Origin of the sequence: Rhodococcus sp. 2G (genome assembly GCF_001886355.1) — a bacterium.
In the GTDB taxonomy this organism is placed as follows: domain Bacteria; phylum Actinomycetota; class Actinomycetes; order Mycobacteriales; family Mycobacteriaceae; genus Rhodococcus; species Rhodococcus pyridinivorans.
In genome coordinates, this window is the sequence record NZ_CP018063.1 from 2861105 (window position 1) to 2884530 (window position 23426).

20 protein-coding genes are annotated in these 23426 nt (G+C 69.2%); 3 read left to right on the forward strand and 17 right to left on the reverse strand.

All coding sequences use genetic code 11. The annotated features are described in order from the left end of the window. Positions 1-26 precede the first annotated feature (26 nt). The 4 genes from guaA to guaB all read right to left on the reverse strand — a co-directional run bounded on the left by guaA (position 27) and on the right by guaB (position 6304). Entirely contained in the window at positions 27-1601 is a 1575-nt protein-coding gene (gene guaA, locus BO226_RS13525; protein WP_024101587.1) for a glutamine-hydrolyzing GMP synthase, read from the reverse strand. 67 nt (positions 1602-1668) lie between these two features. Beyond that, on the reverse strand, positions 1669-3393 hold the full coding sequence (locus tag BO226_RS13530) for a GMC oxidoreductase (RefSeq protein ID WP_071935457.1): 1725 nt from the start codon (positions 3391-3393) through the stop codon (positions 1669-1671). Between the two features lie 182 nt (positions 3394-3575). Beyond that, positions 3576-4709: a GuaB3 family IMP dehydrogenase-related protein gene (locus tag BO226_RS13535; RefSeq protein WP_006550079.1), complete on the reverse strand. Its 1134-nt coding sequence runs from the start codon at positions 4707-4709 to the stop codon at positions 3576-3578. A 71-nt stretch (positions 4710-4780) separates the two neighbouring features. Then, on the reverse strand, positions 4781-6304 hold the full coding sequence (gene guaB / locus BO226_RS13540) for an IMP dehydrogenase (RefSeq protein WP_033097050.1): 1524 nt from the start codon (positions 6302-6304) through the stop codon (positions 4781-4783). 259 nt (positions 6305-6563) lie between these two features. Between guaB and BO226_RS13545 the strand changes: the two genes are divergently transcribed. Continuing rightward, a complete protein-coding gene (locus BO226_RS13545; protein WP_006550077.1) occupies positions 6564-6974 on the forward strand; it encodes a DUF5319 domain-containing protein in 411 nt (136 codons plus the stop codon). A gap of 95 nt (positions 6975-7069) precedes the next feature. Here BO226_RS13545 and BO226_RS13550 read toward each other — a convergent pair whose 3' ends face one another. From BO226_RS13550 to BO226_RS13560, 3 genes are all read right to left on the reverse strand, one after another. Continuing rightward, a complete protein-coding gene (locus BO226_RS13550) occupies positions 7070-8140 on the reverse strand; it encodes an anti-sigma-D factor RsdA (RefSeq protein WP_019288579.1) in 1071 nt (356 codons plus the stop codon). Beyond that, a complete protein-coding gene (locus BO226_RS13555) occupies positions 8133-8711 on the reverse strand; it encodes a sigma-70 family RNA polymerase sigma factor (RefSeq protein WP_019288580.1) in 579 nt (192 codons plus the stop codon). The genes BO226_RS13550 and BO226_RS13555 overlap by 8 nt, the downstream gene beginning before the upstream one ends. A 127-nt stretch (positions 8712-8838) precedes the next feature. Next, on the reverse strand, positions 8839-9756 hold the full coding sequence (locus tag BO226_RS13560; RefSeq protein ID WP_071935458.1) for a hypothetical protein: 918 nt from the start codon (positions 9754-9756) through the stop codon (positions 8839-8841). 525 nt (positions 9757-10281) lie between these two features. Between BO226_RS13560 and BO226_RS13565 the strand changes: the two genes are divergently transcribed. After that, positions 10282-10575: a WhiB family transcriptional regulator gene (locus BO226_RS13565; RefSeq protein WP_006550073.1), complete on the forward strand. Its 294-nt coding sequence runs from the start codon at positions 10282-10284 to the stop codon at positions 10573-10575. A gap of 259 nt (positions 10576-10834) precedes the next feature. Here BO226_RS13565 and groL read toward each other — a convergent pair whose 3' ends face one another. Together groL and groES are read right to left on the reverse strand one after the other, a co-directional pair. Next, on the reverse strand, positions 10835-12445 hold the full coding sequence (groL, locus tag BO226_RS13570) for a chaperonin GroEL (RefSeq protein ID WP_071935459.1): 1611 nt from the start codon (positions 12443-12445) through the stop codon (positions 10835-10837). A gap of 87 nt (positions 12446-12532) precedes the next feature. Beyond that, positions 12533-12835 (reverse strand): co-chaperone GroES, encoded by a 303-nt coding sequence (gene groES, locus BO226_RS13575; protein WP_006550071.1) that lies wholly within the window; start codon positions 12833-12835, stop codon positions 12533-12535. Between the two features lie 311 nt (positions 12836-13146). On the opposite strand from groES, the gene BO226_RS13580 reads away from it, so the two are divergent. Next, complete coding sequence (locus BO226_RS13580) at positions 13147-14883, forward strand: Hsp70 family protein (RefSeq protein ID WP_071935460.1); 1737 nt, start codon at positions 13147-13149, stop codon at positions 14881-14883. Between the two features lie 39 nt (positions 14884-14922). On the opposite strand, the gene tsaD is transcribed toward BO226_RS13580, so the two are convergent. The 8 genes from tsaD to glmS form a co-directional block, all read right to left on the reverse strand. Further along, positions 14923-15951 (reverse strand): tRNA (adenosine(37)-N6)-threonylcarbamoyltransferase complex transferase subunit TsaD, encoded by a 1029-nt coding sequence (gene tsaD, locus BO226_RS13585; protein ID WP_033097166.1) that lies wholly within the window; start codon positions 15949-15951, stop codon positions 14923-14925. A gap of 44 nt (positions 15952-15995) precedes the next feature. Next, positions 15996-16511, reverse strand: a complete 516-nt coding sequence (gene rimI / locus BO226_RS13590; RefSeq protein WP_071935461.1) for a ribosomal protein S18-alanine N-acetyltransferase — start codon at positions 16509-16511, stop codon at positions 15996-15998. After that, positions 16508-17176 (reverse strand): tRNA (adenosine(37)-N6)-threonylcarbamoyltransferase complex dimerization subunit type 1 TsaB, encoded by a 669-nt coding sequence (tsaB, locus tag BO226_RS13595; RefSeq protein WP_006550066.1) that lies wholly within the window; start codon positions 17174-17176, stop codon positions 16508-16510. Before tsaB ends, rimI begins: the two co-directional genes overlap by 4 nt. Positions 17177-17255: 79 nt before the next feature. After that, positions 17256-17714 (reverse strand): tRNA (adenosine(37)-N6)-threonylcarbamoyltransferase complex ATPase subunit type 1 TsaE, encoded by a 459-nt coding sequence (gene tsaE, locus BO226_RS13600; protein WP_033097002.1) that lies wholly within the window; start codon positions 17712-17714, stop codon positions 17256-17258. A 22-nt stretch (positions 17715-17736) separates the two neighbouring features. Further along, complete coding sequence (locus BO226_RS13605) at positions 17737-18795, reverse strand: alpha/beta fold hydrolase (protein WP_071935462.1); 1059 nt, start codon at positions 18793-18795, stop codon at positions 17737-17739. Positions 18796-18799: 4 nt separating this feature from the next. Further along, on the reverse strand, positions 18800-19972 hold the full coding sequence (alr, locus tag BO226_RS13610; protein ID WP_071936446.1) for an alanine racemase: 1173 nt from the start codon (positions 19970-19972) through the stop codon (positions 18800-18802). Positions 19973-20030: 58 nt separating this feature from the next. Then, positions 20031-21482, reverse strand: coding sequence for a bifunctional ADP-dependent NAD(P)H-hydrate dehydratase/NAD(P)H-hydrate epimerase (locus BO226_RS13615; RefSeq protein ID WP_071935463.1), 1452 nt, complete (start codon positions 21480-21482; stop codon positions 20031-20033). A gap of 28 nt (positions 21483-21510) precedes the next feature. Continuing rightward, the gene (glmS, locus tag BO226_RS13620; RefSeq protein ID WP_006550061.1) at positions 21511-23376 is read right to left on the reverse strand and encodes a glutamine--fructose-6-phosphate transaminase (isomerizing); all 1866 of its coding nucleotides are present in this window, start codon (positions 23374-23376) and stop codon (positions 21511-21513) included. Positions 23377-23426 lie beyond the last annotated feature (50 nt).

A 23426-nucleotide genomic window follows, 5' to 3' on the forward strand; every position in this document is an offset into this window, starting at 1 on the left:
GTCTCACCGCTTACGGCGAGCGGAAATCACTCCCACTCGATCGTTCCCGGGGGCTTGCTCGTCACGTCGAGCACCACTCGGTTGACCTCCGCCACCTCGTTGGTGATACGAGTGGAGATCCGCTCGAGGGTCTCGTAGGGCAGGCGCGTCCAGTCGGCGGTCATCGCGTCCTCGCTGGAGACCGGACGCAGCACGATCGGGTGTCCGTAGGTGCGGCCGTCGCCCTGCACGCCCACGCTGCGGACGTCGGCGAGCAGCACGACCGGGCACTGCCAGATCTGTCCGTCGAGGCCGGCGGAGGTGAGTTCCTCGCGGGCGATCGAGTCGGCGCGGCGCAGGATCTCGAGGCGTTCGCGGGTGACCTCACCGATGATGCGGATGCCGAGGCCGGGGCCGGGGAACGGCTGGCGGCCGACGATCTCCTCGGGCAGACCGAGCTGACGTCCGACCGCGCGCACCTCGTCCTTGAACAGCAGGCGCAGCGGCTCGACGAGCTCGAACTCGAGGTCCTCGGGAAGTCCACCGACGTTGTGGTGGCTCTTGATGTTCGCGGTGCCGGAACCGCCGCCGGACTCCACGACGTCCGGGTACAGGGTGCCCTGCACGAGGAACTTCACGGTCTCGCCCTTGTCGGCACCCTCGCCGAGAACCTCGGAGACCGCGCCCTCGAAGGAACGGATGAACTCGCGGCCGATGATCTTGCGCTTGGTCTCGGGGTCGGTGACGCCGGCGAGCTCGCGCAGGAAGGTCTCGGACGCGTCGACGGTGACCAGACGGGCACCCGTCGCGGCGACGAAGTCCTTCTCGACCTGCTGCCGTTCACCCTCGCGCATGAGGCCGTGGTCGACGAACACACAGGTCAGGCGGTCGCCGATGGCGCGCTGCACCAGCGCGGCCGCCACGGCGGAGTCGACGCCGCCGGACAGGCCGCAGATGGCACGACCGTCGCCGATCTGCTCGCGGACCTGCTCGACGAGCGCGTCGGCGATGTTCGCTGCAGTCCAGTCGCCCGGGATTCCGGCGATGTCGTGCAGGAACCGGCTCAGCACCTGCTGGCCGTGGGGCGAGTGCAGCACCTCGGGGTGGTACTGGACACCGGCGAGGCGACGGGCGCGGTCCTCGAACGCCGCGACCGGGGCACCGGCGCTGGTCGCCGTGACCTCGAAGCCCTCGGGGGCCTCGGTGACGCCGTCGCCGTGGCTCATCCAGACGGGCTGCGTCTCGGGCAGACCGTCGTGCAGCACACCTCCGGAGACCGACAGCTCGGTGCGGCCGTACTCGCGCGAGCCGGTGTGCGCGACCGTGCCGCCGAGCGCCTGCGCCATCGCCTGGAAGCCGTAGCAGATGCCGAAGACGGGGACGTCGAGATCGAACAGCGTGGGATCGAGACGCGGTGCGCCCTCCTCGTACACGCTGGCGGGGCCACCGGACAGCACCACCGCGCGCGGGTTCTTCGCCGCGATCTCCTCGACACCGGCCGTGTGGGGCACGACCTCCGAGTAGACGTTGGCCTCACGAACGCGCCGCGCGATCAGCTGCGCGTACTGAGCTCCGAAATCGACGACGACGACCGGTCTGGACTGCTGGCTTTGCGACGACACCCGAACAGTCTAAGCGGCCGCGCCGGGTGTTCCCGACGCGGCCGCTCATCCGATCACTTCCGGGTCGCTACGCGACGCCGCTGTGCTTGACCTCGACGACCGGCAGTCGCAACGCACCAGGTGCGTCGACGGGCACCACGGGGTTCTTCGGTTCGATCGGCGCGATACGACGGTAGGGCTGTCCCTGCTCGGGACGCTGGTCGTCCTCACCCTTGTTGGGCCACAACGACGCAGCGCGTTCAGCCTGCGCCGCGATCGTGAGCGAGGGGTTCACACCGAGGTTCGCGGAGACCGCGGCGCCGTCGACGACGCTCAGCGTCGGGTAGCCGTGGACGCGGTGGTACGGATCGATGACCCCGTGGTCACGATCGGATCCGATCACGGCGCCACCGAGGAAGTGTGCGGTGAGCGGAATGTTGAAGATCTCACCCCACGTGCCGCCCGCGACACCGTCGATCTTCTCGGCGATGCGGCGCGTGGCCTCGTTGCCGGCCGGGATCCAGGTGGGATTCGGCTGCCCGTGGCCCTGTTTGCTCGTGACCTTGCGGCGGCCGAACACACCCTTGGTCGTGTAGGTGGTGATGGAGTTGTCGAGGTTCTGCATCACCAGCGCGATGATGGTGCGCTCGCTCCACCGGTGCACCGAGAGCATCCGCAGCATCTTCACGGGGTTCCGCACGACCTGCCCGAGGAACTTCGCCCAGCGCGGGGTGCGTCCGTCGCCGTCGGTCATGAGGGTCTGCAGCAAGCCCATCGCGTTCGATCCCTTGCCGTACCGCACGGGTTCGATGTGCGTGTCGGGGGTGGGGTGGAACGACGACGTGATCGCGACGCCCTCGGTGAGCTTCAGATCGGGATCGATCCGCATCTTGCCGGCGCCGACGATCGATTCGGAGTTGGTGCGGGTCAGTTCGCCGACCTTGTCGGACAGTTCGGGCAGCGCACCGGTGTCCTTGAGGTGGTGCAGCAGGTGCTGCGTGCCCCACGTTCCGGCGGCAAGGACGACGTGCGCGGCCGAGTAGGTGCGCCGCCGCTTGCGGACCCACGCGCCGGTGCGTTCGGTGATCACGTCCCAGGTGCCGTCGGCGGCCTGACGGAGATCGGTGACGGTGGTCAGCGGGACGATCTCGGCTCCCGCCCGCTCGGCGAGACCCAGATAGTTCTTCACGAGGGTGTTCTTGGCACCGTGGCGGCATCCCGTCATGCACTCACCGCACTCGATGCAGCCGGTGCGGTCGGGGCCCACGCCACCGAAGTAGGGATCGGCGACCGTGCGGCCGGGTTCGCCGAAGAACACGCCCACGGGCGTCTGGATGAAGGTCTCGCCGACGCCCATGTCGTCGGCCACCGACTTGATCACCTTGTCGGCGTCGGTCATCCGGCCGTACTGCACCACGCCGAGCATCCGCTTCGCCTGGTCGTAGTACGGGCTCAGTTCGTCCTGCCAGTCGGTGATGTGCGCCCACTGGCGGTCCTCGAAGAACGGCGCCGGAGGCTTGTACAGGGTGTTCGCGTAGTTCAGCGACCCGCCGCCCACGCCGGCACCGGCGAGGATCAGGCAGTCGCGCAGCAGGTGCACGCGCTGAATGCCGAAGCAGCCGAGCTTGGGCGCCCACAGGAAGCGGCGCAGGTCCCAGCTGGTCTTCGCGAAGTCGGCGTCGGCGTAGCGGCGACCGGCCTCGAGAACGCCGACCTTGTAGCCCTTCTCCACGAGGCGCAACGCCGTGACGCTCCCACCGAAACCCGATCCGACGATCAGGACGTCGTAGTCCGTGACCCGTTGCTTACCCATGGAACCTCCAGCGGCGAGAGTTGTTACCGGCAAGTATGCACTTCGGCGGTGTGACTACAGGCACAGCCCCAACTCTACCCGTTACGTGGAGTTGCACGAAAACGAAGTGTGAGAAAAATCGATGGCCGGTCACCGCGTCCTGCGACGCTGTGACCGGCCATCGGGATGTACCGGGAAGGTCCTTATCCGCGGACCGACAGACCGACCTTCTGGAATTCCTTCAGATCGGAGTATCCGGCCTTCGCCATCGATCGACGCAGGCCGCCCACAAGATTGAGCGAACCGGAGGGGTCATCGGACGGGCCGAACAGCACCCGGCCGAGGCCCGGTCGCCCGTCCTCGGCGACCCGGACCGCAGCGCCGCGCGGCATCGACGGATGCCCGGCCACGGACGGCCAGTACCAGCCCTTACCCGCGGCCTCCTCGGCGAGAGCCAGGGGCGCGCCGAGCACCACCGCGTCGGCGCCGCACGCGATCGCCTTCGCGAGGTCGCCGGCGTTCTCGATGTCGCCGTCGGCGAGCACGTGGACGTAACGGCCCCCGGTCTCGTCGAGGTAGTCGCGCCGGGCCGCAGCGGCGTCGGCGATGGCCGTGGCCATCGGGATGCCGATACCGAGCGAGGAGGACGTGGTGGTCGCCTGCTTCGTGGAGCCGAAGCCGACGATGACACCGGCCGCACCCGTGCGCATCAGATGCAGCGCGGTGCGGTGGTCGCTGACACCACCGGCGATGACCGGCACGTCGAGCTCCGAGATGAACGTCTTGAGGTTCAGCGGCTCGTCCTCACCGTGGGCCACATGCTCGGCCGAGATGATGGTGCCCTGGACGACGAGGAGATCGATGCCCGCCTTCACGAGCTCGGGCGTGAGGGCGCGCGCATTCTGCGGGCTGACGCGGACCGCGGTGGTCACCCCGGCATCCCGCACCTGCGCGACGGCCGCGGCCAGCAGATCGCCCTGCAGCGGAGCCATGTGCAGTTCCTGCAGGTAACGGACGGCTGCGCGCGGATCCGTGCTCGCGATCTCCGCGAGACGGGTGACGACGGCGTCGACATCGGCATGACGACCCCACAGGCCCTCGCCGTTGATGACACCGAGACCGCCGGCCTTGCCCAGCTCGATCGCGAAGGTGGGCGACACCAGCGCGTCGGTGGGGTGCGCCAGCACCGGGATGTCGAAACGGTAGGCGTCGATCTGCCAGGCCGTCGACACCTCCTTCGACGACCGCGTCCGGCGCGACGGGACGATGTCGACGTCGCCCAGCTCGTACGTACGTCGGGCCGTGCGACCCATGCCGATTTCAACGAGGTCGCGCACGCGCGCCCCTTTCTCCTCTTGGACGATGCTCCCGTCCTAATCGGAACGGGACCCTGCTGCGAACGCGAAAACTACCGGACCACGTAGTTCGGTGCCTCGGCAGTGATCGTGATGTCGTGCGGGTGGCTCTCCTTGAGGCCGGCGGCGGTGATCTGCACGAACTGCGCCTCCTGCAGTTGCTCGATCGTCGTCGCACCGGCGTAACCCATCGCTGCGCGCAGGCCACCGATGAGCTGGTGCGTGACCTGCTGCAGCGGGCCGCGGAACGGCACGCGTCCCTCGATGCCCTCGGGCACGAGCTTGTCCTCGGAGAGCACGTCGTCCTGGAAGTAGCGGTCCTTCGAGTACGACTTGGCCTCGCCGCGGCTCTGCATCGCGCCCAGCGAGCCCATGCCGCGGTAGCTCTTGAACTGCTTGCCGTTCACCAGGATCAGCTCACCCGGGGACTCCGTGGTGCCGGCGAGCAGCGAACCGAGCATCGCGGTGGACGCACCGGCCGCCAGAGCCTTGGCGACGTCGCCGGAGAACTGCATACCGCCGTCGGCGATGACCGGCACGCCGTGGGCGCGCGCCACCGTGGACGCCTCGAGGATCGCCGTGATCTGCGGCGCGCCGACACCCGCGACGACACGCGTGGTGCAGATCGAGCCGGGGCCGATACCGACCTTGACCGCGTCGACGCCGGCGTTGATGAGCGCCTCGGTGCCCTCGCGGGTCGCGACGTTGCCACCGATGATCTGCACGCGGTCGCCGACCTCGCTCTTGAGCTTCGAGATCATCGACAGCACGTTGGCCGAGTGGCCGTGGGCGCTGTCGACGACGAGAACGTCGGCTCCGGCATCGACCAGCGTCATGGCGCGGGTCCAGGAGTCGTCGCCGACGCCCACGGCGGCACCGACGAGCAGACGGCCGTCGCGGTCCTTCGTGGCGTTGGGGTGCTGCTCGGTCTTGACGAAGTCCTTGACGGTGATCAGGCCGGTGAGCTTGCCCTGACCGTCGACGATCGGCAGCTTCTCGATCTTGTGGCGACGCAGGAGACCGAGCGCGGCCTCAGCGGTGACGCCTTCGCGGGCCGTGACCAGCGGAGCCTTCGTCATGACCTCGGCGACCGGGCGGTTCTGGTCGACCTCGAAGCGCATGTCGCGGTTGGTGATGATGCCGACGAGCTGACCCTCGTCGTCGGTGACCGGCAGACCCGAGATGCGGAATCGCGCGCACTTCGCGTCGACCTCGGCCAGCGTGTCGGTCGGCTTGCAGGTGACGGGATCGGTGACCATGCCGGCCTCCGACCGCTTGACGGTCTCGACCTGCGCGGCCTGCACCTCGGTGGGCATGTTGCGGTGCAGCACGCCCATACCACCGGCCCGGGCCATCGCGATGGCCATGCGGGACTCGGTGACGGTGTCCATCGCGGAGCTGACCAGCGGGATCCGCAGGCGGATCTCGCGGGTGAGCTGACTCGACGTGTCGACCTGACTCGGAACGACGTCGGAAGCCGCGGGAAGCAGCAGCACGTCGTCGAAGGTCAGACCCAGCATTGCGACCTTGTTCGGGTCGTCACCGCCGGTGTGCACGCGCCCTCCGGTACTACTCATGCGGTTCGGACCCTCCGTGACAGTCGATGGGAGCGGACGGCAGAACCGTCCGACAGCAGGAATGAATGAAGGCTGTGCGCGCTCGTCGCACCGACGGGCGGTTGGAGAGCGGCACGCACCCCTTCATGTTATCTGTTCGGGGAACAAGCTCGGCTCCCACCCTGTTCCCCGATGTTCGTCACATCACCCCGTGTGATTTCACGGCGTGTCCCCTGGCGACCGCTGGCGCAGACCCCCTCGGTCTGCGTACCGTGGAGTCGTGCGTGATCAGTTGCCTCCCGGACTCCCACCGGACCCGTTCGCAGGAGACCCCGACGATCCGTCCGCAGCACTGGACGCGATCGAGCCGGGCCAGCCCCTGGATCCTGCGGAGCGGCTCGCGGTGGAAGAGGACCTCGCAGACCTGGCCGTCTACGAGGCGCTGTTGGCTCCCCGCGGCGTCCGCGGACTCGTGGTGTGCTGCGAGGATTGCCACCAGGACCACTACCACGACTGGGACATGCTGCGGGCGAACCTGCTGCAGCTGCTCGTCGACGGCACCGTCAGACCGCACGAGCCGGCCTTCGATCCGTCCCCCGACGCCTACGTCACTTGGGACTACTGCCGCGGCTACGCGGACGCGTCCATGAACGAGGCTCTTCCCGTCGACCCCTACGGTCTGGATTCCTGACCGACCGTTCCCCACGCGGACCACGCATCACGTCACTTCCACGAACGACCCGGGCCCGACAGCACATGCTGCCGGGCCCGGGTCGTTCTGTACTTCTAGCCGCCTTCCGAAGTGGTCACGGACCCCGGAGCGAAATCTGCTCCCGGTCCGTCCTGCGTCGACCGCGGCGACGATGCCGTCGTCGTCGGAGCGGGAGTCGGGGAAGAAGCCGAGGTCGACGGAGGAGCCTCGCTGGGCACCGACGGACCCGGCGTGCTCGACGGGGGCGGTGGCGCGGTCTGCGACGGCGTCGTGGTGTTCGAAACCGGAGGCGGCGGCGCTTGCAGGATGGTCGGATCCACCGTCGTGGAAGTGGGCGGCACGGTCGTGCCGGTTTCCGCACCGGTCGTCGGGGCAGGCTGCTGCCCATCCGTGCCGGGCGTCGTGACCGGCGGGGGCACGACGGCACCGGGAACCACCGGCACCTCGGGTGCCACCGGCGCTGCCGGCGGCGGAGGCACCTGCGGCACCAACCGGCCGAGTTCCTCGGCGAGGCGTTGCACCCAGTCGCCGAGCGCATCGCGCTCCTCCGCGTCCCGGACGTCGCCCGAACGGGACTCCGCGGACGTCAGCAACTCGCGTGCTTCCTCCGTGTTGCCCTCGGCGATGAGTTGTTCGGCACGCTCCAGGGTCGATGTGGTGTCGATCCGGGCCTCGGTGGATTGCGCCTGCTCACTGAACACGACCTGCTTGACGCCCCACAACGGGTCGCCGGGCTCGGCGCCGTAGGACACGGCGGTCGCGCTGCCGACGGCGATGGCGACGAGCGCTGCTGCACCTGCGAGCGGACGGAGCAACCGGAGTTGCCCCTTCGATCTCGGGCGCAGAGGGGTGACCTCCGGGGCCCGAGCGAGCGTTTCCCGTGTTCCCAGTTCCCGGTGGACAGCGGCGACCACTTCGTCGAGGTCGGGGCCGGCGGGCATCGGTTCGGCGAGGATCTCTGCACGCCAGTCGGCGAGCAGAGTGGCGAGTTCGTACTCCTCGTTGTCCTTCGTCTCGACGAGCCCGTTACCGGAGATCGCATCGATCAGCGCGTCGTCACGACGCACGGCGGCGAGGTCCACGGAGGTTTCGTCGTCGGGAAACTCGTCGTCGAAGCCGTCGCCCGAGAAACGCCCCCTACCCATTCCGCTCACCTGCTCTCGTGACTTCCTTCTTGAGTCTCGCGATGGCCCGGTGCTGGGCCACCCTGATCGCTCCTGCAGTACTACCCACTGCTGCGGCCGTCTCCTCGGCCGACAATCCCATGACGAGACGGAGGATGAGGATCTCGCGCTGCTTCTCCGGGAGGATGCCCAGCAGCTGCTTCATCTGCCGGCCCGCCTCGGAGTTGATCGCGTATTCCTCGGGGCTGTCGTCGAGCGACATCACCTCCGGCACATCCGCCACGGGTTCCGCGCGGTTGCGCGCCGCACTGCGGTGCGCGTCGGCGACCTTGTGAGCAGCGATCCCGTACACGAACGCCATGAAGGGGCGGCCTTGGTCCTGATATCTCGGCAAAGCGGTCATCACGGCCAGGCACACCTCCTGTGCAACGTCGTCTGCAGAGAGCTGGCCGCGCTCTGCAGATCCGACCCGTGCGCGGCAGTACCGCACGACGAGGGGCCGGACACTTGCAAGAACCTGAGCGAGAGCCGCCCGGTCGCCTTGCGCAGCCGCAGCAACCGCGGAGTCCAACTCCTCACCCATAACAGTCATCGATTGCGCAAGTCCTGGCGTTACAGACGGCACCACCCCCCGGGCGGGCTTCCACCTGACCGTGGAACACCCCCAGAGTAACTACAACGACCGACCGGTCCGGTCACCCCCCGCGCGCGAATGGAACTCAGCAGGCAGACAAGGTCACGAAGCGACCCCCACGCCCCCTGATCACGGTCGCGCAGAAGTCACGGACGCGACCCGCGTCTCTCCCTGCCCCCAGCCCGTCGAGGAGCATCGCCGCGGCCCATTGCAACGGAATGAGTTCGTGTTCCTCCGCGCGCGCGAGGACGTCGGCGGCCAGATCCATGGCCGGACCATGGTCGGGCAGTCCGGTCAAAGAGGCCGACCGCACGAGGTCCGACTTCACGGAGTGCCGGATCGATCCGAAGCCGTCCGCAAGTTCCGCCGCGCGGTCCGCCCGGATGCGCGCACGGGTGAAGTCGCCTGCCGCGAGAGCGGATTCGGCCCCGACCCATGCGAGACGGATCCGCTGTCGCACGAAGGCCTTCTCCCCCGCTTCCGATTCGGCAGCGTCGAGAGCGGCTGCGCATCGGTCGAGCAGCGACCCGCACACCGCGAGACGGCCTCGCCCGAGCGCATCGGCCGCCAACCCCGTGGCGGCGTCACACCATGCAGCGACAACATCGACGTCGCGCCGTGCGGCGACAGTGCCGACGTCGCGCCGTGCGGCGACAGTGTTCCCGGAGCTGGTTCGCAGCGACCCCGCCTCGGCGAGAGCACGTCCGTCCAGGACGGCGGCCGCGCGATGTCCGCCCAACTGACGGAGAAGGGATGCCTCGGTGCTCGCTCCGAACGACGACCACACTCCTCCGGTTCCACGCACTCGGGCCAGCTCGGCCCGCGCGGCGGCGTAACGTCCCTGCCCACCGAGCGCGACGGCCCGCAACCAGTTCTGTTCGGGTCCGTGCGCCGCAGGGAGCGGATGTGCCCCCGGGGACGGGCCGAAGGCCGCGGCGACCAGGATCGCGTGGCGGTCGGACGGTGTCGGTGCCGTGTGCCGGCGGGCGTCGGAATGTGCCATCGCGGAATCATCGCACCAGCGGATACCGACGATACGAGGGGCTCCGGGCCGACGCCGGGCATTTGTCGGAGACAAATTATCACCGCGAGCGCAAATAGTCTCGATGATTGGAACGCAGGGATGCACAGAAGACATTTCCGAACATCTTGTTAAACATCGAGTTAAAACATGCGTAGTGCATGTATGGTGCTGCCCCTGACCTCCGAGGCCGAGTCGGAGCCCGCATCCGGCCGCCGAAAGGCCGGGTTACCAGCGAGTAAGGGACCTTTTACCCACGTCGGGAGCATAAGATACCCCGGATCACCACCGCCCGCAGCGCACAGGCACGACTCCTCACGAAAGTAAATATTTCCGCGGTTAAATCTTGGCTGTTCGGTTATGCACTATCCCACTCATCGAAAACATTGACGACGAATCGATACAGATCCTACGGTGAGTTTGTTTGATTCGGATCACAGCGGGAATCCCGATGTGTCCACGGTCCGCTCGCACAATTCACGCGAGCTTGCTGCAAAGGAGTGCCACATGCCCGCACCACACACACTGCCCGGCCCCAACGCGGACCTCTGGGATTGGCAGATGCACGGTAAGTGTCGTGGTGTGGACTCCTCGGTGTTCTTCCACCCCGACGGAGAGCGCGGTCGTGCCCGCGCCCAGCGGGAAAACCGCGCGAAGGAGCTGTGCCGCACCTGCCCCGTGCTGGCCCGTTGCCGCGACCACGCCCTCGCCGTCGCCGAGCCGTACGGCATCTGGGGCGGCATGTCGGAGACCGAGCGGGAGATGTACACGAGGCAACGACGGCGGAAGGTCGCTGTGTGAGGCGGTCACCCGCCCCGTGACGACACCGTCACGGTCGTGACCATGTCAACACCGTCACGGTCGTGATCATGTCGACACGACCGTGACGGTACGACCGGGAGGCCGGTTGGAGGAGTTGCGTCGATACGACGAAGGCCCCGCAGGGAATGCGAACATTCCTTGCGGGGCCTCGCTGTATTCGTGCCGTCCGGAACGACTTTCACGTCCGACTCGACCTACGGACCCGCCGGGCGGCGGGTCCGCGGCCCTGACCGGTCGCTCAGTGCGCGTGACCGTGGCCGTGCCCGGCCTCGGCCTCTTCCTCCGGCTTGTCGACGACGGCGCTCTCGGTGGTGAGCACCATGCGTGCGACCGACGCGGCGTTGACGACGGCGGAACGCGTCACCTTCACCGGGTCGACGACGCCCTCGGCGACGAGGTCGCCGTAGGAGAGGGTCGCGGCGTTGAAGCCCTTACCCGTCTCCTCGACCTTGCTCACGACCACCGCACCGTCGATGCCGGCGTTCGTGGCGATCCAGTACAGCGGCGCGGTGAGCGCGGTGCGCAGCGCGGCGACGCCCGTGGCGGCGTCGCCGGAGAGGGACGCCTGGAGCTCTTCGAGCGAGCGTGCGGCCTGTACGAGAGCCGACCCGCCACCGGGGACGATGCCCTCCTCGATGGCCGCCTTCGCGGCGTTGACTGCGTCCTCGACGCGGAACTTGCGCTCCTTGAGGTCCGTTTCGGTCGCCGCACCCACACGGATGACGGCGACGCCACCGGCGAGCTTCGCGAGGCGCTCTTCGAGCTTTTCGCGGTCCCAGTCGGACTCGGTGGCCTCGATCTCACGACGCAGCTGAGCGGCGCGCGCCTCGATGTCCTCGGCGGTACCGGCACCGTCGACGATCGTGGTGCTGTCCTTCGTGACGACGACGCGGCGGGCCGAGCCGAGCAGGTCGAGTCCGGCCTCCTTGAGGGACAGACCCAGATCGGAGTTGATGACCGTACCCGCGGTGACGACGGCGAGGTCTTCGAGGAAGGCCTTCCGGCGATCACCGAAGTACGGAGCCTTGACGGCAACGGTCTTGAGGGTCTTGCGGATCGCGTTGACCACCAGGGTCGACAGCGGCTCGCCCTCGATGTCCTCGGCGATGATCAGGACCGGCTTGCCGGACTCTGCGATCTTCTCGAGGAGCGGGAGGAAGTCGGGAAGCGAGCTGATCTTCTCGCGGTACAGCAGGACGAGCGCGTCCTCGAGGACGGCTTCCTGCGCGTCGATGTCCGTGATGAAGTAGGGCGACAGGAAGCCCTTGTCGAACTGCACGCCCTCGGTGACGACCAGTTCGGTGCTCAGCGTGGAGGATTCCTCGACGGTGACGACACCGTTCTCCCCGACGCGGGTCAGCGCCTCGCCGACCATCTCACCGATCTCCTCGTCGCGCGAGGACACGGTGGCGACCTGCGCGATGGCGGTCTTGCCCTCGACGGGAGTGGCGGCAGCGAGCAGAGCCTCGCTCACCTTGTCCGCACCCTGGGCGATACCGGCACCGAGCGCGATCGGATTGGCGCCTGCGGCAACGTTCTTCAGGCCGGCCTTGACGAGCGCCTGGGCGAGAACGGTCGCGGTGGTGGTGCCGTCACCCGCGACATCGTTGGTCTTGGTCGCGACACTCTTGACGAGCTGGGCGCCGAGGTTCTCGAACGGATCCTCCAGCTCGATCTCACGGGCGATGCTCACACCGTCGTTCGTGACGGTGGGACCACCGAAGGCCTTGGCGAGCACGACGTGCCGGCCACGCGGGCCGAGCGTCACCTTGACGGCGTCGGCCAGCTGGTCGACACCGCGCTCGAGAGCCCGCCGCGCGGTCTCGTTGAACTCGATTTGCTTGGACATGTTCTGCGACTACTCCTGGACTCGGATGTTCCCCAACGTATTCCGCCCCGGGTCCGAAACGGGACACCGGGGCGGAATGCAAGCGGCCTACTTGGCGACGACAGCCAGGACGTCGCGCGCAGACAGGATCAGGTACTCCTCGCCGGCGTACTTGATCTCGGTTCCGCCGTACTTGCTGTAGATGACGACGTCGCCTTCCTTGACGTCCAGCGGGATGCGCTTGTCGCCATCTTCGTCCCAGCGGCCGGGGCCGACGGCGACGACGGTGCCCTCCTGGGGCTTCTCCTTCGCCGTGTCCGGGATGACCAGGCCGGAGGCAGTCGTCGTCTCGGCCTCGTTGGCCTGGACGAGGATCTTGTCCTCGAGCGGCTTGATGTTCACGCTCGCCACGATGAGCCCTCCACTTTCAGGGGTAATGGGGTCCGAGAACCGGTGTTCTCGGACACGGGTGTGTTCAGTCATCACGGTGACTCCGCACGCGTCCCGTCGTCGCGGGTGCCGGGCCGGCGCTCGGTGTCACTAGCACTCTATACACGAGAGTGCCAGCGCTCAAGGGCAACGGGTGCAAATACGCCGACCTGCGTGGAATCCGACGTCATGTTACGGTTGAATAACGGAAACCCATGAGCGTGATCGTTCGGTGACCTCAGCCGAGGTAGGCCCTGGACGCCTGGTCGTCGATCACGCACGGAAGGTGAACAATGCCCACGTCGCTCGGCATCTCCGTCGGCGCCTCCGGCGCCGGCTCGGCCCTGCGCGTCGATGCTGCACACGCGCCCACAACGGAATTCCGCAGACTCGCCTCCGAGTCGCAGCCCGGGCGCGATCTCGGAGATCTCGTCTTCGACGCCGTCTCGCTCACGCCTCCTCGCGGAACCGCCCGCGGAGCCGACAGTCCCGCCATCATCACGGTCGCATACCGCACCGAGGAACAGGCGCACGAGATCCGCACGGCCGCCGAGCGGACGGGCCACATGGTCCGCCTCGTTCCGGAGACCACCGCCGCCCTCGAATATCTCTACACAGTGGGGGTCCGTCGCGAACCCGGCGCGATCGCGCTCGTGGACATCGGAGCCACCGGCACGACCGTCTCCGTCCTCGACCGCGAGACCGGCACCCTGCTGCGGTCCGCACGTACCGAGACCGTCGGCGGCGACGCCCTGACCGCACGTGTGCTCGATCATGTCCGCAACGCCACCGAGCGGATGCGCACCCGGAGGCAGATCGACCCCGGCCTGCTGGCGGCCCGGTGCCAGGGCGCCCAGGAGGCACTCTCCTCGGCGACGACGACCCGCATCGACATCGCCGAGGCCGGTCCCGACGCGACGGTCACCCTCACCCGAGCGCAACTGGACGAACTGACGACCGATCTCGCCGACGAAGCGGCGGCGTTCACGCGGCGCATCTGCTCGAGCACCGATCCGGTCCCCGAGACCATGGCCCTCATCGGGGGCGCGGCCGCGTCCCCCGTCCTCGCCGCGGCGATCTCGGCGGAGTTCGACGGCGAGATCGTCACCGTCCCCGAACCGGGAGCGGCTGCCGCGATCGGTGCGGCACTGTCGGCCGATTCCCCGTCCTCGGTCGGATACACCGTGGTCGGCGCCCTGTCGCGCACCGGCAACCGGTCCTCGGGTCGTGTCTCCGGGGCGGTCGCCGGGCTCCTGGTGCTCAGTGCGATCATGGCCGGCTTCGCCACCCAGCACTTCACCCAACGCGACAGCAGCGACGCCCAGGTGTCGCCGCGTTTCACGAGCGGCGACGTCCCCACGCAGGAGGCCGGTCCCGGCGAGTCGGCCGTCCCGTCCCACGACCCGCCGCCCGAACCCGTGACGTCCCGGAGCACCCGGGACGCACCCGCGCCGACGACGGTTCCCTGGCCGTTGCCGACCGTCGAGCACACCGTTCCGTCGACCCGAGATCCGTGGCCCACTGTGCCCGAGTCGTCGAGCACCACCGTGACGCCCACGCCGATCGATCAGGTGCCGACCCCCGGGTCGACAGCGGAGGAAGAGTCCGACCCGGACCGACCGTTCACGTCGCCGGATTCCGAGACCGCACCGAGACCCGATCCCGACTCCACGGCTCCGGACTCCACGGCTCCGGACACGACCGCTCCGGACACCACGGCTCCCGACACGACGGCTCCCGACACCACCGAGCCGACCACACCGCCGGAGACGACGAGCCCTGCGCCCACCGATCCGGAGACGACCGAACCGAGCACCGGTGTGAGCCCGACACCCCCGTCGACCACCTCGCCGACCGAGACGCCGTCCGCGTCGTCCACCGGCGCATATCCGACCGACCTGTCCTCCACGATCGCGTCCGTCACGGAGGAGGGCACGACCGCGCCGTCCACCGGGCAGACCACGACGGGGGAAACGACCACCGGGGAGACCACCACCGGATCCGGGGCCTCGGAGATCGCCCCCACCTAGGCAGCGCGCCCTCCTCGGGTGGGGGTCGGTCGGGAAAGGTCAGGCCACGACCTGCGACACCGACACCGACAGGCCCGGATCCGTCGCAGCGCCCAGCGAGGACGGCTGCGCCCCCGCGGCGATGAGATGCGCGCCCAGCGACGCGATCATGACGCCGTTGTCGGTGCACAGCTTCGGCCGCGGCACGCGCAGGGTAATACCCGCAGCAGTGCACCGTTCCTCGGCGAGTGCGCGCAACCGGCTGTTGGCGGTCGCTCCACCACCGAGGACGAGCGTGTCGACACCGAGATCCTGGGCGGCCCGCACAGCTTTCATGGTGAGCACGTCCGCCACCGCCTCCTGGAAGCCCGCGGCGACATCGGCGACCGGCACCGGCTCGCCCTCACGTTCCTTCGCTTCGACGAAGCGGGCCACCGCGGTCTTGAGACCGGAGAACGAGAAGTCGTGACGCGCGTCGCGCGGACCGGTCATACCCCGCGGAAAGACGACCGCGGAGGGGTCGCCCTGGCGGGCCAGCCTGTCGACCTCGGGACCGCCCGGATAACCGAGCCCCAGCAGTCGCGCGACCTTGTCGAAGGCCTCCCCGGCGGCGTCGTCGACGGTGGTGCCGAGTTCGACGATGGGTTTGCCGAGATGTTCGACGTGCAGCAGGTGGGTGTGACCACCGGAGACGAGCAGCGCCACGCAGGGCGGCATCGGTCCGTGCTCGAGGGTGTCGACCGCGACGTGGCCCGCGAGGTGGTTGATCGCGAAGAACGGCACGTTCCACGCTGCCGCGTAGGCCTTGGCGGCGGCGACACCGACGAGAAGTGCTCCCGCGAGACCCGGCCCGATGGTTACGCACACCGCGTCCGGCTTCTCGATCCCGGCCTCGTCGAGGGCGCGCCGCATCGTCGGCACCATGGCTTCGAGGTGGGCGCGGGATGCGATCTCCGGCACCACACCACCGAAGCGGGCGTGCTCGTCCACGCTCGACGCCACGGCGTCGGCCATCAGCTCGAGGGTGCCGTCACCCACCCAGCGGACGATGCCGACACCGGTCTCGTCGCACGAACTCTCGATGCCCATCACGACGGGGCGCTCGGGCAGCTCGAATCGGGGGCTGGTGGTGCTCACGCCGGTGACTCCTCTCGCGGATCCGGACGACGCATCGTGTACGCGTCCGCGCCGCTCGGCTGGTAGTAACGCTTCCTGGTTCCGACGATCTCGAAGCCCTCGCGCCGGTACAGGGCGATCGCCGCGTCGTTGTCGGTGCGCACCTCGAGGAAGACCGGCCCTCCCCAGCGGTCGGCGACGGCCAGCAACTCCCCCAGGAGGGCTCCGCCGATCCCCCGGCGGCGCGCCACGGGGTCCACACCGATGGTGTGCACCTCGGATTCGGGTTCGATGGCCGTACCGAGTCGCGCGAGTCCCGCGTAACCGATCAGCCGGCCCTGCGGGTCGCGGGCCGCGAAGTAGCGGTTGTGGGGCGAGGCCAGCTCCGAACGGAAGGCGTCGGCGCTCCACGGGTCGTCGCCGGGGAACAGGATCTGTTCGAGTTCGGCGCAGCGGGGTGCATCCTCGGGGCGCAGTGTGTCGATGACGACCGCGTTCTCTGCGGCCGTATTCTCCTCGGGTGTGGCGTTCATGCTCGGCGATTCGCGGTCTCCACCGCGTCGGGGCGGCGCAGGTACAGGGGCACGAGCGGCTCCGGTTCGGCGCCCGCGCGCAGGGCGTCGGCCGCGACTGTCACCAGGCCCGCCGGGGACGGCGTCTGCACGTCCACCGCCGGAAGGTCGAACAGCGCGACGTGCGACGACGAGCCCGCCACCCGCACCGACGGCTCGGCGGGCACGTCGGCGGGCTTGCGCACCTCGGGCCCTTCGACGCGGCGGCCGCCGGAATAGCGTGCCCAGTAGATCTCGCGACGACGGGCGTCGGTGACGACGAGCAGATCGTCGTCCGTACCGTGTTCCCGGTGGACGTCCGCGGCGATCGCGTCGAGGCTGCACACACCGTGCACGGGGATGCCGAGCGCATCACCGAAGGCCGCAGCAGTGGCCATGCCGACGCGGAGACCCGTGAACGGGCCGGGTCCGATGCCGACGACGATCGCGTCGAGATCGGTGGGGGCAGCGCCGGCCTCGGCGAGGCATTCGAGGATCTGCGGGGTGAGGACTTCGGCGTGCGCTCGCGGATTGTCGAGCACGCGCGCAGCGACCGTCTCGGGTCGGGCATCGTCCCGACCGCGGTCGAGACGGACGACTCCCGAGGTCACGGCGGGGGTGGCGGTATCGACAGCGAGCACGAGCACGATGTACCAGCTTACCCCGCGCGACCTGCCCGGTCGGTGTGCAGTGACGGAAGCCACCGGCATGCGGACTGCCGGTGGCTCAGCCGATCCATTCCCACGAGGCACGGCGGACATCGGTGCCCGGGTCGCGCCGGAGCCGGACCCTCAGATGCCGTTCGGCGAGCTGTTCGACCAGGCCACCGCCCCATTCGACCACCACGACGGTGTCGGTCAGGTCGGTGTCGAGGTCGAGCGCGTCGAGTTCGTCGAGGGCGTTCGGTCCGTCGCCGAGACGGTAGGCGTCGACGTGCACGAGCCCGACCGGTTCGCGTCCCTCCGGACTACCGGGACGGTGTTCGCGGGCGATGACGAAGGTCGGGGAGGTCACGCGTCCCTCCACCCCGAGGCCGGCGGCGATTCCGCGGGTCAGTGCCGTCTTTCCCGCGCCGAGCGGCCCGTCGAGCACGACGAGGTCCCCGGCCCGCAGCTCGGCTGCAAGCCTGCGCCCGAACGCCTCGGTGTCCTCCACGGTCGGCAGTTCGATGGTCTGCTCCCCCACCTGCGGCCCACTCGATTGCGAATCACCCAATTGCGATCTGCCTTCCGTTCACTCCCTGCGTGAAACTCCGCTGGATCAGACGATCGAGGGCACGGTCGACCACCTCGGGGAACTCCAGCTGCACGAGGTGCCCGGCACCACGTACCCGCTTGAGTTCGACATCGGGCAGTTGCTCCGCCAGCGCCTCGGAACTCGCGTACGGGATGACCATGTCGGCGTCGCCGGACAGCACCAGCACGGGCACGGTGCCCAGGACCGGAAGCGCCGCGGACTCGTCGTGCAGTTCGAGGGTGCGGAGGAAGTTGACGATGGTGAGCACCGACGTCTCGTCGAGCATCCGGTCGGACAACTTCACCAGGCGGGGGCTCACGACCGTGCCGTAGGACGCCGCACGCAGGATCGGCGTCACGACGGCACGGGCCGCGCCGCGCGCGAACTGCACGAATCCCGGTGCGGTACGCGCCGCGTACCGGAACGCGTCGATCACCGGGTTCTCGAGATTGCGTCCGATACCGGTCTTGCTGAGCCCTGCCGCGGTGGTCGCCAGCAGACCGACGCCCACGATGCGTTCACCGAACAGGTCGGGCCGCTGGGAGGCGAGCGCGATCGCGGTCATGCCGCCCATCGAGTGGCCCACCACCACCACCGGACCGGTGGGCGCGACTTCGTCGATCACCCGGCCCAGGTCGCGGCCGAGCTGCGCGATGGTGCACGTCGCGGCACCGGAGAAACCGGATTCGCCGTGACCACGCTGGTCGTAGAAGACGGCACGCACGTCACGTCCCCACTGTTCGCGCAGGTGGCGGTACTGCATATGCCAGGCCTGCATGCGCAGGCAGTAGCCGTGGACGAACACGACGGTGAGCCGAGCCAGGGCCGAGCCGCTCTCGCGGACCACGAGCGGGACACCGTCCTCGGTGGTCACGATGCGGCGCGGGAGCCGGAGGATCTCGTCGAAGTCCTCGTTCTGATAGATCTCATGGGCGGGCGCGCCCGCGGTCTTGACCGCGTACAGTCCCGCCGACGATGCGAGCGTCGCAAGGCTCGCACTGAGGAGTCCCATCCTGTTCACGAGGGACATGACGTCACGCTCCCTTCGCTCCGACGTAGGTCCGGACGGTCCGTCCGCCGATGCCGGTCACGATCTCGTAGTTGATCGTGCCCAGCTTGTCCGCCCAGTCCTGGGCGTTCGGCTCTCCGTGACGCCCGTCACCGAAGAACAACACCTCGTCGCCCTCGCTTACTCCTGCCCCATCGGGGCCGAGGTCGACGACGACCTGATCCATGCACACGCGCCCGATCTGCGGGCACCGGCGCCCGCCGAGCTGCACCTCGATGCGCCCGCTGAGATTGCGGCGGATCCCGTCCGCATATCCCATGGGCAGCAGCGCCACCGTCGTATCCGCGGGAGCAGTCCAGGTGTGCCCGTAGGACACCCCGTCTCCCGCCTTCACCTTCTTCACCAGCACCACCCTCGCCCGCACGGTCATCACCGGCCGGAAGCCCAGGTCGCCGAGTTCCGGGATCGGTGTCAACCCGTACATCGCAATTCCGGGCCGAACCATGTCGAATCGCAGGTCGGGACGGGTGACGGTGGCCGCGGAATTCGACAGGTGCACCACTTCGGGAGCCAGATGGTGCCGCCGCAGATCCGCGACGGCCTCGCTCAGCCGGTCGCGCTGCTCGGCGTTGCCCGGATGCTCGGGTTCGTCGCCGTGGGCGAGGTGCGAAAAGGCTCCACGCAGCCGCACGACACCTTCGGCCTGTGCCCGGCCCAGGTCGCGCACCATGTCGTCCCACTTGTCGACGGCGACACCGTTGCGGTTGAGGCCGGTGTCGACCTTGACCGTGACGGTCGCGGTGACCCCGACCTGCCGCGCCGCCTCGACGACGGCCGCTAGATGCCGCGGCGAGGACACGCCCAGTTCGATCCCGGCCTCGACGGCGGGAGCGAAATCGGAGTCGGCGGTGTGCAGCCACGACAGGATCGGAGCCTCGATACCCGCGGCGCGGAGTTCGAGGGCCTCGCCGAGCGTCGTCACACCCAGTTCGCGGGCGCCTGCGGCGAGCGCGGCACGCGCGACCGGCACGGCCCCGTGGTTGTAGGCGTCGGCTTTGACGACGGCCATGACCGCAGCGGGACCCGCGTACTCCCGGAGCGCTCGTACGTTCTCCGCCACGGCATCGAGATCGATGAGGGCTTCGGCTTGGGGAAGGACGGTACGCGCAGGTCGCGGAGTGCGTTGGGTCGTGGTCACGTCTGTCGATCCTGCCACTGCGCCGTCGGACGCCGACGTCGTGTCCCCGTGTACCACGTCACGATTCGGCAATGTGGGTGCGCAGCAGACGAATCGAGTCGCCGAGTCGCGAGAGGATCGCGCTCGCCGAGGTCGGCGCCGCTCCAGGGGACTTCGGGTCCTGCGCGGCCAGGTTCGCGGCGAGGGCGTGGGCCCGAGCACCGGCCGCCGCGGCCAGGTCCACCGGCATGCCCGACGAGAGCAACGACCCGATGACACCGGCCAACACGTCCCCGGCACCCGCGGTCGACGCCCACGAACCGCCCGCATCGTTGACGAAGACGTGCCCGTCGGGCCGTGCCACGAGCGTCGCGCGCCCCTTGAGCAGCACGTGCACTCCCCAGTCGGCGGCGAGGGAACGTACCGCCGCGACCCGGTCCGGTTCGGGGCGGTTCCCGGTCAGGCGTGCGAACTCGCCGACGTGCGGGGTGAGCAGGGTGTGCGCGGACCGGCCCCGCACGAGACCGGGTTCGCGGGCGAGGAGCGTGAGTCCGTCGGCGTCGACGAGCACCGGCAGGTCGGTGGCGAGGATGTCGCGCAGGTTCGCGCAGGCCTCATCGTCGGTACCGGCACCCGGCCCCACGACCCAGGCCTGCACCCGCCCGGTCTCGGCCACCGAGGGCGACACGACGACCTCGGGGAACCGCGCGAGCACCTCGGAGGCACCCGACCCGGCGTAGCGCACCATGCCGGAGGTCGCGGCGACGGCCGCTCCCGTGCACAGCACACCCGCCCCCGGATACCGGGCGCTGCCGGCACGGACACCCACCACACCCTGGGAGTACTTGTCGTCCTCGGCGCCGGGCACCGGCCAGATCGCGCCGATCTCGGACGGTTCCGCCGCGACCAGCCCGGCCTCCGGGAGTGTGAGTCCGATGTCGACGAGTTCGACGCGACCGCAGCGCGTGGCGCCGAGTGCATGGACCGGCTTGTAGGCGCCGAAGGTGACGGTCACCGCGGCCGTGATCGCCGGTCCGTCGACGGCACCGGTATCGGGGCCGACACCGCTCGGGATGTCGACGGCGATGATCGGCGCGGTGATCTCGTCCACGAGCGCGGCCGCCGCCGGTCGCAGCGGGCCGCGCCCGGAGATGCCGACGATGCCGTCGAGCACGAGGTCCGGGTCGCCGAGGTGCTCTGGAGTCGCCGGGACGATCCGCCCGCCGGCCTTCCGCAGTGCCCGCAGACCCGCGGGGTGCGCCCGGTCGGGGTCGAGCAGCAGTGCAGTGACGGACACGCCCCGCCGGCGCAGGAAGGTTCCCGCCCACAGCGCGTCGCCGCCGTTGTCGCCGGACCCGACGAGCAGGCTCACCCGCCGACCGGCGATCCCACCGGTGCGTTCACGCAGTTCGGAAGCCACGACCCGCGCGAGTCCGTAGGCCGCGCGCCGCATGAGGGTTCCCTCGGGGAGAGACTCCAGCAGCGGCGCCTCCGCCGCGCGGACCACGTCGGACGGGTGAAAACTGCGCATCGTCCCTCCTGCACCGGCGGGTGGGTCGCTATTCGACGGTGACCGACTTGGCGAGGTTGCGGGGCTTGTCGACGTCGTAACCACGGGCCTGCGCGACCTCCGCGGCGAAGACCTGCAACGGCACCGTCGACAACAACGGCTGCAGCAGCGACGCCGACGACGGGATCTCGACGAGGTGATCGGCGAACGGCCGGACCGTCTCGTCGCCCTCCTCGGCGATGACGACGGTGACGGCCCCGCGGGCCTGGATCTCGCGGATGTTGCTGAGCAGCTTGCTGTGCAGCACGGCGCGGCCCTTCGGCGACGGCATCACGACGATGACGGGCAGCCCGTCCTCGATCAGCGCGATCGGGCCGTGCTTGAGCTCACCGGCCGCAAAACCCTCGGCGTGCATGTACGCCAGCTCCTTGAGCTTGAGCGCACCCTCGAGCGCGACCGGGTAGCCCACGTGCCGGCCCAGGAACAGCACGGCCGGCGAGGCCGACAGCTCCCGCGCCAGCGCCCGCACCGGCTCCATCCCGGTCAGCAGCTCGGCGATCTTCTCCGGCATCGCCGCCAGATCCTGGTACTCGCGGGCCACCTCGTCGGGATACTTCGTGCCGCGCGCCTGCGCCAGCGCCAGACCCACCAGGTAGTTCGCGGCCATCTGCGCCAGGAACGCCTTCGTCGACGCCACACCGATCTCCGGGCCGGTGCGGGTGTAGAGCACCGCGTCGGCCTCCCGCGGGATCTGCGCGCCGTTGGTGTTGCACACCGCCAGCACCCGCGCCTTCTGATCCTTGGCGTGCCGGACCGCTTCGAGGGTGTCGGCGGTCTCCCCGGACTGCGAGATCGCCACGACCAGCGTGGACCGGTCGAGCACCGGATCGCGGTAGCGGAACTCCGAGGCCAGCTCGACCTCGACGGGCAGGCGGGTCCAGTGCTCGATCGCGTACTTGGCGACCAGGCCCGAGTGGTACGAGCTGCCGCAGGCGACGACGAACACCTTGTCGATGTCGCGCAGTTCCTGATCGGACAGGCGCTGCTCGTCGAGCACGATGCACCCGTCGACGAAGTGACCGCGCAGGGTGTCGGCGACCGCGGCCGGCTGCTCCTCGATCTCCTTGAGCATGAAGTAGTCGTGGCCGCCCTTCTCGGCGGCGGCGAGATCCCAGTCGATGGTGAACGGACGCGTCGCCACGTCGGTGTTGCCGTCGAAGTCGGTGACCTCGTAGGAGTTGTTCGTGATCACCACGACCTGGTCCTGACCGAGCTCGACCGCCTCCCGGGTGAACTCGATGAACGCCGCGACGTCCGAGGCGATGAACATCTCACCGTCGCCGACCCCGACGACCAGCGGCGTCGACCGGCGCGCCGCGACGATCGTGCCCGGATGATCGGCGTGGGCGAAGACCAGTGTGAACGCACCCTGCAGCCGGCGCAGCACACTGCGGGCGCTGTCGACGAAGTTGCCCGCCGTCGGACCCTCGGCGTAGGCGCGGGCCACCAGATGCACCGCGACCTCGGTGTCGGTGTCGCTGGCCAGCTCCACACCCGACTTCTCGAGCTCCTCACGCAGCGGCGCGAAGTTCTCGATGATGCCGTTGTGCACCACCGCGACCTTGCCGGTCGCGTCGCGATGCGGATGCGCATTGCGGTCGGTGGGACGACCGTGGGTGGCCCACCGGGTATGCCCCATCCCCGCGGTACCGGCGAAGTGCTCCTCGCCGATCTCGGCGAGCTCGGCCTCCAGATTGACCAGCCGCCCCGCCTTCCGCTCGACGGCCAGACCACCCTTGCCGTCGAGGATGGCGATTCCCGCCGAGTCGTAACCCCGGTACTCCATCCGCCGCAGCGCTTCCACCACGACGTCGAGAGCACGACGGTGCCCGACATAGCCCACGATTCCGCACATGCCTAGCAGGGTACTGGTCGACCCCCGCCCGGGAACAACACACCGGTGAG

Excerpts from the sequence above, each read along its gene's own strand:
- BO226_RS13530 (WP_071935457.1), bottom strand. The coding sequence starts at position 3,393 with ATGGGTAAGCAACGGGTCACGGACTACGACGTCCTGATCGTCGGATCG.
- guaB (WP_033097050.1), bottom strand. The coding sequence starts at position 6,304 with ATGAGTAGTACCGGAGGGCGCGTGCACACCGGCGGTGACGACCCGAAC.
- BO226_RS13550 (WP_019288579.1), bottom strand. The coding sequence starts at position 8,140 with ATGGGTAGGGGGCGTTTCTCGGGCGACGGCTTCGACGACGAGTTTCCC.
- BO226_RS13555 (WP_019288580.1), bottom strand. The coding sequence starts at position 8,711 with ATGACTGTTATGGGTGAGGAGTTGGACTCCGCGGTTGCTGCGGCTGCG.
- BO226_RS13560 (WP_071935458.1), bottom strand. The coding sequence starts at position 9,756 with ATGGCACATTCCGACGCCCGCCGGCACACGGCACCGACACCGTCCGAC.
- BO226_RS13565 (WP_006550073.1), top strand. The coding sequence starts at position 10,282 with ATGCCCGCACCACACACACTGCCCGGCCCCAACGCGGACCTCTGGGAT.
- groL (WP_071935459.1), bottom strand. The coding sequence starts at position 12,445 with ATGTCCAAGCAAATCGAGTTCAACGAGACCGCGCGGCGGGCTCTCGAG.
- BO226_RS13580 (WP_071935460.1), top strand. The coding sequence starts at position 13,147 with ATGCCCACGTCGCTCGGCATCTCCGTCGGCGCCTCCGGCGCCGGCTCG.
- tsaD (WP_033097166.1), bottom strand. The coding sequence starts at position 15,951 with ATGGGCATCGAGAGTTCGTGCGACGAGACCGGTGTCGGCATCGTCCGC.
- rimI (WP_071935461.1), bottom strand. The coding sequence starts at position 16,511 with ATGAACGCCACACCCGAGGAGAATACGGCCGCAGAGAACGCGGTCGTC.
- BO226_RS13605 (WP_071935462.1), bottom strand. The coding sequence starts at position 18,795 with ATGTCCCTCGTGAACAGGATGGGACTCCTCAGTGCGAGCCTTGCGACG.
- BO226_RS13615 (WP_071935463.1), bottom strand. The coding sequence starts at position 21,482 with ATGCGCAGTTTTCACCCGTCCGACGTGGTCCGCGCGGCGGAGGCGCCG.
- glmS (WP_006550061.1), bottom strand. The coding sequence starts at position 23,376 with ATGTGCGGAATCGTGGGCTATGTCGGGCACCGTCGTGCTCTCGACGTC.